The sequence below is a fragment of the Proteus sp. Marseille-Q3619 genome, from assembly GCF_965283115.1.
In genome coordinates this window covers 404,606-419,844 of sequence record NZ_CBDIMP010000001.1, presented here as the reverse complement: position 1 = coordinate 419,844, position 15,239 = coordinate 404,606, and the positions used below count along the sequence as shown (strand labels likewise).

Annotated in this window: 13 protein-coding genes; 5 read left to right on the top strand and 8 right to left on the bottom strand. The window is 36.7% G+C overall.

Annotation, left to right across the window (positions count from 1 at the left end):
* Nucleotides 1-81: 81 nt before the first annotated feature.
* Both purU and ACWPWK_RS01915 read right to left on the bottom strand, forming a co-directional pair.
* Nucleotides 82-930, bottom strand: a complete 849-nt coding sequence (gene purU, locus ACWPWK_RS01920) for a formyltetrahydrofolate deformylase (protein WP_069368973.1) — start codon at nt 928-930, stop codon at nt 82-84.
* 38 nt (nt 931-968) lie between these two features.
* Nucleotides 969-1,442 (bottom strand): YchJ family protein, encoded by a 474-nt coding sequence (locus ACWPWK_RS01915; protein WP_109372106.1) that lies wholly within the window; start codon nt 1,440-1,442, stop codon nt 969-971.
* 149 nt (nt 1,443-1,591) lie between these two features.
* Between ACWPWK_RS01915 and rssB the strand changes: the two genes are divergently transcribed.
* From rssB to ACWPWK_RS01900, 3 genes are all read left to right on the top strand, one after another.
* Nucleotides 1,592-2,611: a two-component system response regulator RssB gene (rssB, locus tag ACWPWK_RS01910; RefSeq protein ID WP_109372108.1), complete on the top strand. Its 1,020-nt coding sequence runs from the start codon at nt 1,592-1,594 to the stop codon at nt 2,609-2,611.
* A gap of 179 nt (nt 2,612-2,790) precedes the next feature.
* Complete coding sequence (gene galU / locus ACWPWK_RS01905; protein ID WP_109372110.1) at nt 2,791-3,696, top strand: UTP--glucose-1-phosphate uridylyltransferase GalU; 906 nt, start codon at nt 2,791-2,793, stop codon at nt 3,694-3,696.
* Nucleotides 3,697-3,965: 269 nt separating this feature from the next.
* Nucleotides 3,966-4,973, top strand: coding sequence for an NAD-dependent epimerase (locus ACWPWK_RS01900; protein WP_109372112.1), 1,008 nt, complete (start codon nt 3,966-3,968; stop codon nt 4,971-4,973).
* A 231-nt stretch (nt 4,974-5,204) separates the two neighbouring features.
* Here ACWPWK_RS01900 and hns read toward each other — a convergent pair whose 3' ends face one another.
* On the bottom strand, nt 5,205-5,609 hold the full coding sequence (gene hns, locus ACWPWK_RS01895; RefSeq protein ID WP_088495367.1) for a histone-like nucleoid-structuring protein H-NS: 405 nt from the start codon (nt 5,607-5,609) through the stop codon (nt 5,205-5,207).
* A gap of 508 nt (nt 5,610-6,117) precedes the next feature.
* On the opposite strand from hns, the gene ACWPWK_RS01890 reads away from it, so the two are divergent.
* The gene (locus ACWPWK_RS01890; RefSeq protein ID WP_109372114.1) at nt 6,118-6,714 is read left to right on the top strand and encodes a thymidine kinase; all 597 of its coding nucleotides are present in this window, start codon (nt 6,118-6,120) and stop codon (nt 6,712-6,714) included.
* Nucleotides 6,715-7,922: 1,208 nt separating this feature from the next.
* Here ACWPWK_RS01890 and adhE read toward each other — a convergent pair.
* Nucleotides 7,923-10,589: a bifunctional acetaldehyde-CoA/alcohol dehydrogenase gene (adhE, locus tag ACWPWK_RS01885; protein ID WP_109372116.1), complete on the bottom strand. Its 2,667-nt coding sequence runs from the start codon at nt 10,587-10,589 to the stop codon at nt 7,923-7,925.
* Nucleotides 10,590-11,103: 514 nt separating this feature from the next.
* On the opposite strand from adhE, the gene ACWPWK_RS01880 reads away from it, so the two are divergent.
* Entirely contained in the window at nt 11,104-11,748 is a 645-nt protein-coding gene (locus ACWPWK_RS01880) for a YchE family NAAT transporter (protein ID WP_109372118.1), read from the top strand.
* An 84-nt stretch (nt 11,749-11,832) separates the two neighbouring features.
* Here the strand turns inward: ACWPWK_RS01880 and ACWPWK_RS01875 are convergent, their stop codons facing one another.
* Genes ACWPWK_RS01875 through ACWPWK_RS01860 form a run of 4 tightly spaced genes read right to left on the bottom strand, consistent with a single transcriptional unit; the run spans nt 11,833 to nt 15,238 of the window.
* A complete protein-coding gene (locus ACWPWK_RS01875) occupies nt 11,833-12,546 on the bottom strand; it encodes an ABC transporter ATP-binding protein (RefSeq protein WP_109372120.1) in 714 nt (237 codons plus the stop codon).
* Nucleotides 12,536-13,372, bottom strand: a complete 837-nt coding sequence (locus ACWPWK_RS01870; RefSeq protein ID WP_109372122.1) for an ABC transporter ATP-binding protein — start codon at nt 13,370-13,372, stop codon at nt 12,536-12,538. The genes ACWPWK_RS01875 and ACWPWK_RS01870 overlap by 11 nt, the downstream gene beginning before the upstream one ends.
* Nucleotides 13,365-14,195, bottom strand: coding sequence for an ABC transporter permease (locus ACWPWK_RS01865; protein ID WP_100160281.1), 831 nt, complete (start codon nt 14,193-14,195; stop codon nt 13,365-13,367). The genes ACWPWK_RS01870 and ACWPWK_RS01865 overlap by 8 nt, the downstream gene beginning before the upstream one ends.
* Nucleotides 14,195-15,238 carry an ABC transporter permease gene (locus ACWPWK_RS01860; RefSeq protein WP_109372124.1) on the bottom strand — a complete coding sequence of 348 codons (1,044 nt, stop codon included), beginning with the start codon at nt 15,236-15,238 and terminating at the stop codon, nt 14,195-14,197. The genes ACWPWK_RS01865 and ACWPWK_RS01860 overlap by 1 nt, the downstream gene beginning before the upstream one ends.
* Between the last annotated feature and the right edge of the window lies 1 nt (nt 15,239).

Sequence of the window (15,239 nt, the reverse complement as noted above, 5' to 3'; positions counted from 1 at the left end):
TAAAAAATAAACCGCGATATGCAATATATCGCGGTTTACCTTCAGATAGTCACACTGTTTGCGTTATTAGTGACAGAAAACTTATAAAATGATTGTTCTGTTACCGTAAACGAAGACACGTTGTGAAAGTACCCAATATAAAGCATGGCTAAGAACATTCTTTTCAACATCTCGACCCGCTCTCATCATATCTTCAGCAGAAAACGTATGGTCAACATTAATCACATTTTGAGTGATGATTGGGCCTTCATCTAAATTATCATTTACGTAGTGTGCTGTTGCACCAATGATTTTCACACCGCGCTCATAAGCCTGATGGTAAGGGCGTGCACCAATAAAGGCAGGTAAGAAAGAGTGGTGAATATTGATAATTTGATTTGGGAAGTTTTGTACAAATGCAGGTGTTAATACACGCATGTATTTTGCGAGTACAACATAATCAGGTTTGTATTGATTAATTTGTGCAATTAACTTTTCATCATGTTGATCACGGGTTAAGCCTTCATGGCTAACAAGATGGAAAGGAATACCAAATTGTTCTACTAAATGTTTTAACGTATCGTGATTACCAATGACGGCGGCAATTTCTACATCCAAATCACCAAATGCACTTTTCATTAATAAGTCACCCAAGCAGTGTGCTTCTTTTGTCACCATAATGACAATGCGACGACGGCCTGCGGTATTTAATTCACGTTTTGAGCCTTGTGGTAAGGCATCATCTAAATCGGCAAGAAAGGTTTCATCATTAAAGATACCTTCAAGCTCGGTACGCATAAAAAAGCGACCTGTACGATGATCAACAAACTCACTATTTTGAACAATATTTAATTGATGTTTGTAGCAAATATTCGTGATTTTAGCGATAAGTCCTTTTGCATCAGGGCAAATAGTACGCAGTATTTTTTTTTGAGTATTTTGGTGTTGCATGTATGGATAAATCCTTTCTTTTACTTCTGTGTTTGCAGTTATTTGATGTTATTTTCACAACATTTTTTGTATTTACGTCCTGAACCACAGGGGCAGGGATCGTTTCGTCCCACTTTCGGTTTCACACCGTCAATATAAAACCAACAGTCATCTATTTTTAGAAAACGAGAGCGTTCATGTAAGTACTGTTTATCATCGGCATTTCTTTCAATAAAGCAAGCCGAGAATTCAACATATGCCTCATTTTTATTTGTGCTTGCTTGCGATGAGATAACATTGAGTCCAAGCCATTGTGTATTTGGAAAGCCAGAAACTAATTCATCATGCAAGGAGACAACACGGCAAGAGGGATGCCACGTCTTTATTAAGTAATCAGCATTATGTTTAACGAACGCACTATAACGCGAACGCATCAATGCTTCTGCTGTTGGGGCGTTTTTTTGACCTAAATGGTAAGGCTCACAGCAATTCGAGTAGAATAATTGGCTATTGCAGGGGCATAAACTTGACAAAATAATGTCCTAACTCACGTTATCAGTATGACGATTTCCCATAGATTGAAAAAAGTAATGATTGGGAATAATTAACGTCAATGTTGAACTAAACTAATAATGTAGCGCTAATTAATCAGCATGTGAAACGATAGTTATCGGAGTCACCAATGAACAAAGCCTTAGTGGGTAAAAAAATCTTAATAATTGATGATGAGGTCGTTTTTCGCACCATGTTGACGGAATATTTCTCACATGAGAAGGCTTGCGTTTATACAACAGATAACGGTAGCCAAGCATTATCTTTATTAGAAGGGGGATTGCTTCCTGATCTTATTTTATGTGATATCCGTATGCCAGTAATGAATGGCCCCACTTTTTTATGTCATCTTGAACAACGTAAATTGGCTATTCCTGTTATTGCTATTTCATGCACAGATAATATGGCTGAAGTAGATGATATGTTGCGTTTAGGGGCACAAGAGATTTTTCTTAAGCCAATAACACATCTTGAGAAATTAAAACAAAAAGTCATTGAAGTATTATGCCCTGGTTTTTTTGAATCAGTATTAATAGAAGGTATACATTTAGAACCACTTTGGAATAGCTTACGAAAAGATACCCACTATATTCAATCGTTCATAAAACAGATGCAACCACAGGTTAAGCAGATTGTTGCGGGATATTGTGTTAATTATCGTCAATTAAATGATATTGCTAAAATGGGTTTATTATTTGATATTGCGGCTTTATCCGAAGATCAAATTATCTTCTATTGTGTCGATATATCGAGAGATGATGAAAATGGGCTTTTGGTCGCTTTACTCTTACGGGTTGTTTTTAATGATGTATTAAAGTCATCAGAAAAAATACGATCTTTACCAAGTATGTATAATATGTTGAATAAACTAAATAAAATGCTTAATGAGATTGGGGTGAAAGGGCAATTCCCTATAACGCTAGGATATTATCATACGCAGAAAAAAAATATATTATTAGCCTCGGCGGGTTTAAAAGCTGAAATAAAAACAGAAAGTAAAAAATTTGAATTAAATAGCGGTGTTCCCTTAGGTACATTGCAACTTTTATATATTAATCAAGTAAAATGCGAGGGAACAAATTGGCAATGTAAAATTTGGGATAACACAAACCAGATTAAATTAATGTTTTCCCCTATCTATAAAAGTTAAATTTAGATTAAATAAAAACAGAATATCGTGCATATATTAAACATAAATGAAGAACTATCTCAATTAACGGGTAGGACTCTGTTTATCCTTAGATATTAGCTGGTATACTCTGGCGATTATTTTTAATTGTACCCATTCACATCTGAAAGTAGAACGGTACGAATTGCAGGAGAAGTATAATGTCATCAGCAGTGCGTAAAGTTAGAAAAGCGGTGATCCCTGTTGCTGGATTAGGAACACGAATGCTACCTGCAACCAAGGCAATTCCAAAAGAGATGTTGCCAGTGGTTGATAAGCCTCTTATTCAATATGTGGTGAATGAATGTATTGCCGCAGGTATTAATGAAATTGTACTTGTTACACATTCATCTAAAAATTCAATTGAAAACCATTTTGATACAAGTTTCGAATTAGAAGCAATTTTAGAAAAACGAGTAAAACGCCAGTTATTAGAAGAAGTACAAGGCATTTGCCCAAGCCATGTCACTATTATGCAAACTCGTCAGGGAATAGCGAAGGGATTAGGTCATGCCATTTTATGTGCTAAGCCATTAATTGGTGATGAACCTTTCGCTGTTATCCTGCCTGATGTTATTTTAGATAGATACAGTGCTGATTTAACGAAAGTTAACTTAAAAGAGATGCTTTCTCACTTTGAGCGTTCAGGCGCAAGTCAAATCCTTGTTGAGCCTGTTCCTGAAGATGAAGTCTCTAATTATGGTATTGTTGATTGCATGGGTGAAAACTTATGTCCAGGTGATAGCAAACCAATTACTCGTGTTGTTGAAAAACCTAAGAAAGAAGAAGCACCTTCGAATTTATCTATCGTAGGGCGTTATGTGTTATCTGAAAGTATTTGGCCACTATTAGCGAAAACAGCACCTGGTGCCGGAGATGAAATTCAGTTAACGGATGCGATTGCAATGCTGATTGAAAAAGAAGCTGTTGAAGCTTATCACCTACAAGGGAAAAGCCACGATTGTGGTAATAAATTAGGGTATATGAAAGCCTTCGTAGAGTACGGAATACAGCACGAAGAGTTCGGTGAAGACTTTGCACAATGGCTAAAATCATTAAAGATATAGTGAAATAAAGCCCATTAATAATCATTTATATGGTTAATCTCATTGTATAATTCCTATAAATGAATGATGCATAATAAGCTGATATTTTATGGGAAATGCTAGATAAAGTGATTGTAAGAGATTAAGGTATGGCTCAATGCATTTAGTATTGAGCCATGTTGATTTCTGTAATGTATGATGATGTTAAGCGTTATGATGTTTAATCTAGGTGATATTAAGCATGATAGCGTTGACATGAAAAATAAATTATTGGGTTATTGAGTAATAATATGAAAATATTGGTAACAGGTGCTGCGGGTTTTATTGGCTATCATATGAGCCAGCGTTTAATCGAGATGGGTTATCATGTTGTCGGAATAGATAACCTGAATGATTATTATGATGTGCGTTTAAAAGAAGCTCGATTAGCTAAATTACAACAGCTAGAAAAATTCCATTTTGAGAAACTTGATATAGTTGACTCAGCAAAAGTGGCTCAATTATTTGCATCACACCAATTTGACCGAGTTATTCATTTAGCTGCTCAACCAGGTGTTCGCTATTCAATTGAAAACCCAATGGCATATATTGATGCGAATATTGTTGGGCATATTAATATATTAGAAGGATGCCGCCATAATAAAGTCGGACATCTTATCTATTCCTCTTCAAGCTCTGTTTATGGTTTAAATCAGAAACAGCCTTTCTCAACAGAAGATAGTGTTGATCACCCTGTTTCATTATATGCGGCGACAAAGAAAGCCAATGAGTTAATGTCTCATAGCTATTCACATTTATATCAATTACCAACAACAGGATTGCGTTTCTTTACGGTATATGGTCCTTGGGGACGTCCTGATATGGCATTATTTAAATTCACCAAGGCAATGCTAGCTGGTGAACCTATTGATGTTTATAACAGTGGAAATATGACGCGTGATTTCACTTATGTCGATGATATCGTGGGATCTGTTGTTCGATTAGTTAATGTTGTACCAGAGGCAGATGAAAACTGGACAGTAGAGAAAGGTGAAACGTCTTCAAGTTCTGCACCTTATAAAATCTATAATGTGGGTAATGGGCAACCAACCAAATTGATGGCATTCATTGAAGCGATAGAAAAGTCATTAAATATTAAAGCTAAATTGAATTTAATGCCAATGCAAGATGGTGATGTGCTTTCTACTTGTGCTGATTGCCAAGACTTGTTTGAGACAATAGGTTTCTCGCCGAATACCGAAGTAGAATATGGCGTAAAACAGTTTGTTGATTGGTATTTAAGTTATTATAAAAATTAATAATATTAGTTTAATTGGATCAAAGAAAAAAGGAGCTATAAAAGCTCCTTTTTCATTATAAATAAAAATAAATAACGCAGTTATTACATTTTTTATTTTCGCTTACCTACATTTAATACAAACAACATCAGCACATATTAAAATTAAACGCTTGTTTAATTAAATGGGGTAAACAAGGAAATACCCTTTTAATTATTTAAAAGGGTATTTCAAATAGAGTATTGACTTAAATTACAGCAGGAAATCGTCTAATGATTTGCCTTCTTCATCAATAGCACGTTTGATTACTGCTGGTGTACGACCTTGACCTGTCCAAGTTTTAGTTTCACCATTTTCATCAACGTAAGAGTATTTAGCAGGGCGAGCTGCACGTTTAGCACGGCCTGTTTTATTAACAGCACTTGCTTCAAGTAAGTCTGTTGGATCAATACCGGCTTCTTCTAACATTTCACGGTATTTTTGTAATTTTTGAACACGTTCTTCTTCAGCTGCTTTTTCTAATGAGAATTCTTCACGACGCTCATTAACGACAACTTCGAGTTTCTCCAGCATTTCTTCTAAAGTTTCTAAAGAAGTTTCTCTTGCTTGTGCACGGAGAGTACGGATGTTATTTAATATTTTTAAAGATTCGCTCATTTTCCTGGTCTCAAATAAATGTTGTTGGCTGATGTAATACTAATAATAGATTGCTATTTAAATTTCTGCAATACCTAAATACAAACCTTACGTAAAATTTCTTTTTTTAAACTAATATCTCAACGAAAAAAATAATAAAAGTTGAGGCATCTTTAGTCAATAAAGGAAATATTAGTAAGGAAATGCATCTTTTAACTGATGATAGCGCTAATGCTAAAGAATAGAAAGCTTTGTTCATTTTTTTATAATAACGGACTTTTTTCTAAAAATGGAATCGGACTAACTTTCATACTTTAATAAAGGTATATCAAGGTGTGTTTTAATATGTTAAGTACTTATTAAAGCTATTTATTTTTTAAGCAAAAATTAGCATTAACAACGAAGTTCATCTTTCGGTAGTATATCTAGAATAGAAATAAAGGTAATAAATACTTGTTATGGATAACTTGTAGAATGTTTATGTTAGACTGTCGCTCGTGAAAATAAACACTATTTAAGGAGTGAGCTGATGGCTCAACTTTATTTTTATTATTCAGCCATGAATGCTGGAAAATCAACATCTTTATTGCAATCCTCTTATAACTATAATGAACGAGGAATGCGTACATTGATTTTCACTGCGGCTATTGATACACGCTTTGCAAAGGGGAAGATTAGCTCAAGAATAGGATTAAGTGCGGATGCATTACTCTTTAGTGATGATATGAATATTCGCGACGTTATTGTTGCTGAGCATAACAAACAACCTATTCACTGTGTATTGATTGATGAATGCCAATTTTTAAGTAAGGCACATGTCGAACAACTTTGCGAAATAACGGATATCTATGATATTCCCGTTCTCACTTATGGATTAAGAACGGATTTTAGAGGTGAGTTATTTACAGGTAGTGCTTATTTATTAGCATGGGCTGATAAACTGGTAGAACTTAAAACAGTATGTTACTGCGGCAGAAAGGCAAATAAAGTATTACGTTTAGATGATAAAGGAAATGTACTGAGTGATGGTGCTCAAGTTGAAATAGGTGGAAATGAAAAATATGTTTCAGTCTGCCGTAAGCATTATACGCAGGCAACGCTAAAAGGGTGTATTGAACAAGAGTAACCTTTTCAATTTCCCTCTTTTACTAATTTGTCAGAGTGAAAGAGGGAGATGAAATAAGAATTAAAATAAAGTGTTATATTACGTAATACTAAAAAATACTTATATATTTTTAATTTTTAGCCAATTTATTGGCTTTTTTTATATCAAATTGCGGAGAGTTTGATTTTCGTCTGTGACGAGATGTTATTTTTTGATGGGAAAATTTATTTATTTCATCAATTTCATTATCATTAATCAAAAAAGACATAATCAAATATACGTAAGGTGTTTGTTTTGTGATGTCGATATTGTTTTTTACAAATGATAAGAGAGATAGACATTTGATGCATTTATATTATTCATAGTTTAATAAAATTGAATAAAGATAGTCATGAAATACTGAAAAAATATTTCTTTTATCTATGGCTTGTATAATGAAACATTTATATCGGGTCTTATAGATGCTGATTATAGGATGCTTAATTTGTTATTGAATAAATAAAGCACTTCACTTTATGCCTGTCAATACGGATAAACAGGCTCCTTTTATACTCCTAAAGGAGTAATTTCTATATGGAAAGCACAAATAGCGACCTTTATTACGTTCGCAAGCTAGCAAGCCTCATTTCGATAATATTTTATTGAAATTATGTTTTTTATAAATCCAATGTGGCTATGGATATAAAATATTTATATTTCTATATTTTGATCACTAATTAATAATCAAAATGATGAAGTCTATTTATTTTTATCGGATAAGAAGAAAAGCACGATTGTAAATCGTAAAGCGAACACAATAGTTTCACATATCGTTATAGTCATTTTATGAAGAAAATAAGGTAAGAATGAAATAATTATACCAACTAATGAAAGAGGAAAAGAGTTTGATGCGTCTTGTAATCATCTATAAGGCATTTTTTATAATATGGTAATGCGATGGTATGACTTGAATGATAAGTTGTTCAGCGTCTTTTTTAGAGCTAATTATGAACGTGTAAAGGAAGACACTATTTTTATAGTAAAAACCAAACTTTTTAACTAGGTGTAAATACCTATAATTTATGACTGAATAGTGACTTCTCCCGCCTTATTCCTCAATCTCAGAAATCAGTAGCAAAATGCATATAAACAAATGATCAGCCATAAAAAAACCCAGCCATAGGACTGGGTTTCTATTTAAGAACAAATAACCGAAATATCGAGGATCACATTAACACAGTGTGTTTCGATTATTTTTTACTGCTTTTTTTAGCTGGTTTTGCTTCTTCTTTTACTTCAACAACTGGATGCTCATTAAATTCACGACCGTAATAAGAATCTAATAACAGTTGTTTCAGTTCAGAGATCAGTGGGTAACGTGGGTTAGCACCAGTACATTGATCATCAAACGCATCTTCAGATAATTTATCAACTCTTGCTAAGAAATCACTCTCTTGGACGCCAGCTTCACGAATAGAAGATGGAATGCCTAATGAAGATTTCATTTCTTCTAACCAAGCTAACAATTTTTCAATTTTAGCAGCAGTACGGTCACCCGGTGCTGAAAGTTCTAAGTGATCAGCAATTTCTGCATAACGACGACGTGCTTGAGGACGGTCGTATTGGCTAAATGCAGTTTGTTTTGTTGGGTTGTCATTAGCGTTATAACGAATAACGTTTGAAATTAATAACGCATTAGCTAAACCGTGAGGAATATGGAACTCAGAGCCTAATTTATGCGCCATTGAGTGACAAACACCCAAGAATGCGTTAGCAAAAGCAATACCTGCAATAGTTGCCGCATTATGAACACGCTCACGAGCAACAGGGTTTTTTGCGCCTTCATGATAACTTGCAGGCAGATATTCTTTCAGTAATTTTAATGCTTGCAGTGCTTGCCCATCAGAATATTCGTTCGCTAATACAGAAACATAGGCTTCTAATGCGTGAGTTACAGCGTCTAAACCACCAAATGCACACAGAGATTTAGGCATATTCATAACAAGGTTTGCATCAACGATAGCCATATCTGGGGTTAATGCATAGTCTGCTAATGGATATTTTTGGCCTGTTTCGTCATCAGTTACTACCGCAAATGGCGTTACTTCAGAGCCAGTACCTGATGTTGTTGTGATAGCAACCATTTGTGCTTTCACACCCATTTTCGGGAATTTGTAAATACGTTTACGGATATCCATAAAGCGTAATGCTAATTCTTCGAAATGAGTTTCAGGGTGTTCATACATAACCCACATGATTTTCGCCGCATCCATTGGTGAACCACCACCTAATGCGATGATCACATCAGGTTTAAAGCTGTTCATTTGTTCTGCGCCTTTACGCACAATACTTAATGTAGGATCGGCTTCAACTTCAAAGAATACTTCTGTTTCAACGCCAAATTTTTTCAGTACGCGAGTGACTTCATCAACATAACCATTGTTGAATAAGAAACTGTCGGTCACGATAAAGGCACGTTTTTTACCGTCAGTCGCAATCTCTTCTAGAGCGATAGGTAAACAACCACGGCGGAAGTAAATAGATTTTGGAAGTTTATGCCACAACATATTTTCTGCTCTTTTCGCCACGGTTTTAGTGTTGATAAGGTGTTTTGGCCCTACGTTTTCAGAAATGGAGTTACCACCCCATGAACCGCAACCTAATGTTAGAGAAGGAGCAAGCTTAAAGTTGTATAAGTCACCAATACCACCTTGAGATGCTGGAGTATTGATTAAAATACGAGATGTTTTCATTTTGTCGCCGAAGTAGGCAACATGTTCAGGACAGTTATCTTGGTCTGTATATAAGCAAGAAGTGTGACCGATACCACCCATCTCAACTAATTTTTCAGCTTTTAGCACCGCATCTTCAAACGATTGAGCATGATACATGGCTAATAGCGGAGATAATTTCTCGTGAGCAAAGGGTTCTGCTTCTGTTGTTTCTTTGACTTCACCAATTAAAATTTTGGTATTTACAGGTACTTCAATGCCAGCCATTTCAGCAATTTTTGTTGCAGGTTGACCCACAATAGCTGCGTTTAAGTTACCATCTTTTAAGATGATGTCTTGAACAGCTTTTAATTCTTTACCTGTCAGCATGTAACCGCCGTGAGTTGAGAAACGCTCACGAACTTGTTTGTAAATGCTGTCAACAACGATAACAGATTGCTCTGATGCACAAATTACGCCGTTATCGAAAGTTTTAGACATTAAGATTGAAGCCACTGCACGTTTGATATCAGCAGAATCATCAATAACCACTGGTGTATTACCTGCACCAACGCCGATAGCTGGTTTACCAGAACTATACGCTGCTTTAACCATGCCTGGACCACCTGTCGCTAAGATCAGGTTAATATCATCATGGTGCATTAACGCGTTAGATAGGGCAACAGAAGGCTCATCAATCCAACCAATAATATCTTTTGGTGCACCAGCAGCGATAGCTGCATTTAAGACGATTTCAGCTGCACGGTTTGTCGCTTCTTTTGCACGAGGGTGTGGAGAGAAGATAATACCATTACGTGTTTTTAAGCTAATTAATGCTTTAAAAATCGCAGTAGAAGTTGGGTTAGTTGTTGGTACGATACCACAGATGATCCCAATAGGTTCAGCAATGGTTATTGTGCCGTAAGTCAGATCTTCAGATAAGATACCGCAGGTTTTTTCGTCTTTATACGCATTGTAGATGTACTCAGAAGCAAAGTGGTTTTTAATCACTTTATCTTCAACGATACCCATACCAGACTCTTTAACAGCCAATTTTGCAAGAGGAATACGGGCATCAGCGGCAGCTAATGCAGCAGCACGGAAAATAGCATCAACTTGTTCTTGAGAGAAGTTAGCAAATTCACGTTGAGCTTTTTTTACACGAGCAACCAAATCATTGAGTTCAGTAACGTTAGTTACAGACATAAAGAGACTCCTGATAAAATGTTAAATTTTTTAAGCAAATTAGCCGTTATCGCCATAACTAATAAGAATAGCTTAGATAGATGATAATGTGCTTATTTCAGTAATAATTATAAGAGGGCATAATTTGCTTAAAAAACTTAAAAAAAACAATAATAAAGGTAAATATATTTTCGAAGTAACCCTCTTTCTTCGAATGGTAACAGCTTACCATCTTTCTAATTAATTAACGTGATGTATATCACAAAACTAGCAAGCTGACACCTTTCAGCAAGGCTATTTATGAGAATGATTCTTATATGAAATAAATATTCAACGATTTTTTTGTCGTATACTCTATTTCGATATAAAATTAAACCACTAGGTTTTGATCAGTTTACAAGAGAATATTTTAGGTAAAAACTTGTTAACTAATAGAATTAACTGGTTTATTGATTTAAAGTAACGCGCATTTTTTGGAGTTACTCTATCTTTTATAGAATAATTCGCATGTTTATTAGCCAAGAAGGGGCTTTTCATGGGGTCACTGCTGGATTTATCCGGTTATATTAAATTTTTTGTCGGTCTTTTTGCGATTGTAAACCCAATTGGTATTTTGCCTGTCTTTATCAGTATGACGAGTTATCAAACTGATGCAGGGCGTAACAAAACAAACTTAATTGCGAATGGCTCCGTTGCAATTATTTTAGTTTCTTCTCTGTTAATCGGTGATTCTATACTGAGTATTTTCGGTATTTCTATCGACTCGTTTCGTATAGCAGGGGGAATACTGATTGTTACTATTGCAATGACAATGATAAATGGGCGTTTAGGGGAAGATAAACAAAACAATCAAGAACGAAACGAATCCGCAGTACGTAATAGTGTTGCTGTTGTGCCTTTAGCATTACCATTAATGGCAGGGCCTGGAGCAATCAGTTCTTGTATTGTGTGGAGCTCTCGCTGGGAAGGCTTTACTAACTTTTTAGGATTAGCCGCAACCAGTATCTTTTTTGCATTCTGTTGTTGGTTACTTTTCCGTAGTGCAACATTATTAGTGAAATATTTAGGGCAAACAGGCATTAACGTGGTTACTCGTATAATGGGCTTATTATTAATGTCGTTAGGTATTGAATTTATTGTGACCGGATTACGTTCTATTTTCCCGGGCTTATTAGTGTAAACACAGCGCAGCGCTATTAAAAGAGCAGTATGAATCACTCAAATACTGCTCTGCTCCTTTCTTCACATCTGTTTTTCTTTTATTTCAATCAAGACGATGTATCCCTTTTGATAACGCTTCTCGATCATAATGTTGTGTTAACTCACCATTTTCCATGAGTGCGGCTCTATCAGACATATGAGCAATCACATCGGCATCATGGCTTACTAATAAATATGTCATATTATGCTCTTTTTTCAGTGTGTTAAGCAGATTTAAGATCTCGGCTTGTACTGACATATCTAGTGCTGAAGTTGGCTCGTCTAAAAGTAATAATTGAGGTTGTAATAAAAGGGCTCTCGCAATGGCGACACGTTGGCGCTGTCCACCAGAAAGTTGATGAGGATAACGACTTGTTACATCCGCAGGCAAACCAACTTGGGCTAATGCTTGCTCAATCGTATTTTTGTCAAAAGGAATGTGATGGATTTTTAAAGGCTCAGAAAACGCCCGTTCAATACGGTGTTGAGGGTGTAAAGAGGCGTAGGGATCTTGAAACACCATTTGTATATTACGGCGTAATGTCCCTTGAAAACGTTGTTGAGGTTTAATAGTTTGCTCTAAAAGCGATATATTACCTTGCCAATGGGGCAATAATCCAGCAATCACACGTAAAACAGTCGACTTTCCACAACCAGAACGACCTATTAAGCTAAAGGTTTCACCTTGTTGAACATGTAAATTAATTCCCTTTACAACGTGCTTTGCTTGTTTACCTTGCTCAAATTGAACATGTAAATCATGAATATCAATTAGCATGATGTATTCCCTTGAAATTAATCGTTCTATCTAATACAGGCAATTGAGTGCCATAAGTGCTTGCATTGGGTCTACATGTCCAAAGTGTACGTGTATAAGGATGCGTGGCGGTAGGTAAGTCTTTGGCATTAAGTTCATCGACTTGTTCGCCTTGGTACATCACCATGACACGTTCGCAATATTCGGCAACAAGGGGCAAATCATGGCTAATTAGCAATAAGCCCATATTACGTTGTTCACACTGTGTGGTGATTAGCTCAAGGATTTGATGACGAAGCTGAGCATCAAGTGCCGATGTCGGTTCATCGGCAATTAAAATAGTAGGGTTATTAATTAGCGCAATAGCTATCATTGCTCGTTGCCCCATACCACCTGATAATTCACCGGGATAGCGATAAATATTCTGTTCAGGTAAACCAACAGACAGCAGTGTATCGATGATAAGTTGGCGTCTATCTTGGCGCGAAAGTTTTTGATGCTGTTTTACGGTTTCTTCTACTTGTTGATAAATGGTTTTTACAGGATTTAAGGCGTAACGAGGATCTTGTAGTACCATTGAAATTGTATTACCTCGAATGTTATTCCATTGGCGAGACGAGAAATCCAATAGATTATTTCCTTGCAAGCTTAGTTTATCTGCGCTGACTTTTCCCGGCTGACGAACTAATCCCATTAATGCACGAGCGGTCATTGACTTGCCTGAGCCTGATTCGCCAACAACTGCCAAACGCTCTTGCCCTAAAGTGAAAGAGACATTATTGACCACTCTTGCCTTTGGGAAATCAATACAGAGGTTATTTACTTCAATTAATGGTGTTTTATTCATGGGTATCTCCCAATACATCGCGTAATCCATCACCCAATAAATTAAATGCCAGACTACTGATTAAAATTGCTGTACCCGGAATAGCGGCAACCCACCATTGATCAAAAATAACAGGCATGCCTTCTGCGATCATTGCCCCCCATTCCGCCATCGGTGGGCGAGCGCCTAATCCCAGAAAACCCAATCCTGCTGCCGCGAGGATAATCACCGCTAAATTCAGCGCTAAACGAACAATGGCTGAAGGTAAACACAGGGGTAAAATATGTCCCCATAACAGTCGGATACCCTTAATTCCCATCATTTCAGCCGCAGCAAGATAATCACTATTGCGTAAATGTTGAATTTCACTGCGCGATTGTCGCGCATAAGCTGGCCATGCAGTTAAAGCCAGTGCTAATGCACCATTGAGTAGGCCAGGGCCTAACATTGCGACAAAAGCGAAAGCGAGAATAAGAGAAGGCATTGACATCACAATATCGGTGAAGCGCATTAAAATACGTTCAGTCCAACCACCGTAATATCCAGATAAAATCCCAATCAATAATCCTAAAGGTAACGTAATTAGTGCCACCAGCCCCACTAAACCTAGCATGGGGCGAGTACCATAGATAAGGCGAGAAAGAATATCGCGCCCATAATTATCTGTGCCTAGCCAATGTTCAGCATTGGGCGCTAATAAACGTTGGGCTGCATGTTGCCAATTTGGATCATAAGGGGCTAACCAAGGTGCAAAAATAGCAATAATTAACAGTAAAATAAGCAACGATAAACCGATAAATGCGGAAGGCGAACGCGCTATTTTTCTTAAAAATGAGGATGACATTAGCGGAGCCTCGGATCAGTCAAACGAATAACGATATCGGTCACATTATTAATAAAGACAAAGCATAAACCGATAATTAAAGTACCGCCCATAATGGCTGTGGTATCACCCGCGAAAAGCGCTGTTGTGAGATATCGCCCAATTCCTGGCCAAGAAAAGACCGTTTCTGTCAATACGGCACCTTCTAACATGCCAGTGTAAGACAGGGCGATAATAGTCATTAAAACACCACGAATATTAGGCAGTACGTGATAAAAAAGAATACGCAACTCGCCAATGCCTTTTGCTCTTGCTAACGTGACATACTCTTTATTCATCTCGTTTAAGCAGGCTGAGCGAGTTAAGCGAGTGATAGAAGCAAGGGCAAAATACGCTAATAGAGAAACGGGTAAAATCAGGTGTGATAACGCATTAAAAAAAGCATCTTTATCGCCAGCTAATAATGTATCAATTAATGCAAAACCCGTTATGGGTTCAATGGTGAATTGATAGATATCGTCTAGTCGCCCGGGGCCAGCAGTCCATTGTAATGTGGCATAGAAGATCAATAACAAAATCAAACCTAGCCAGAAAATAGGGACTGAACTACCTAATAACGTCAGAATTCGTAAAATAAAATCGAGGGGAGTTCCCACAAATCGCGCACATAAAACGCCGAATAAAATACCGAGACTGGCGCCAATCAGTAATGCAACAGTTGCTAATTCCAATGTCGCGGGGAACGTCGCTAACAAATCATCAAGAACAGGCTGGCCTGTTGATGTCGCGGTACCTAAATGTCCTTGCAGCAGTGCTTCCACATAGTGAAAAAACTGCATGTAGATAGGTAAATCCAGCCCTAACTCATGTTTTACTTGGTTGTAGGTTTCGAGGCTTGCGTGATCACCAACAATTTGTAAAACAGGATCGACGGGGGAAAGTGCAGAAAGCGTAAAAGTGATGACAAGAAGCCCTAAAAGAGTCAGCACCAGTGTCAATATTCCTTGAGCAAAGGTAATTAACTGACCTTTTAGACGAAAAGGTAACGTCATAGCAGTATTCATA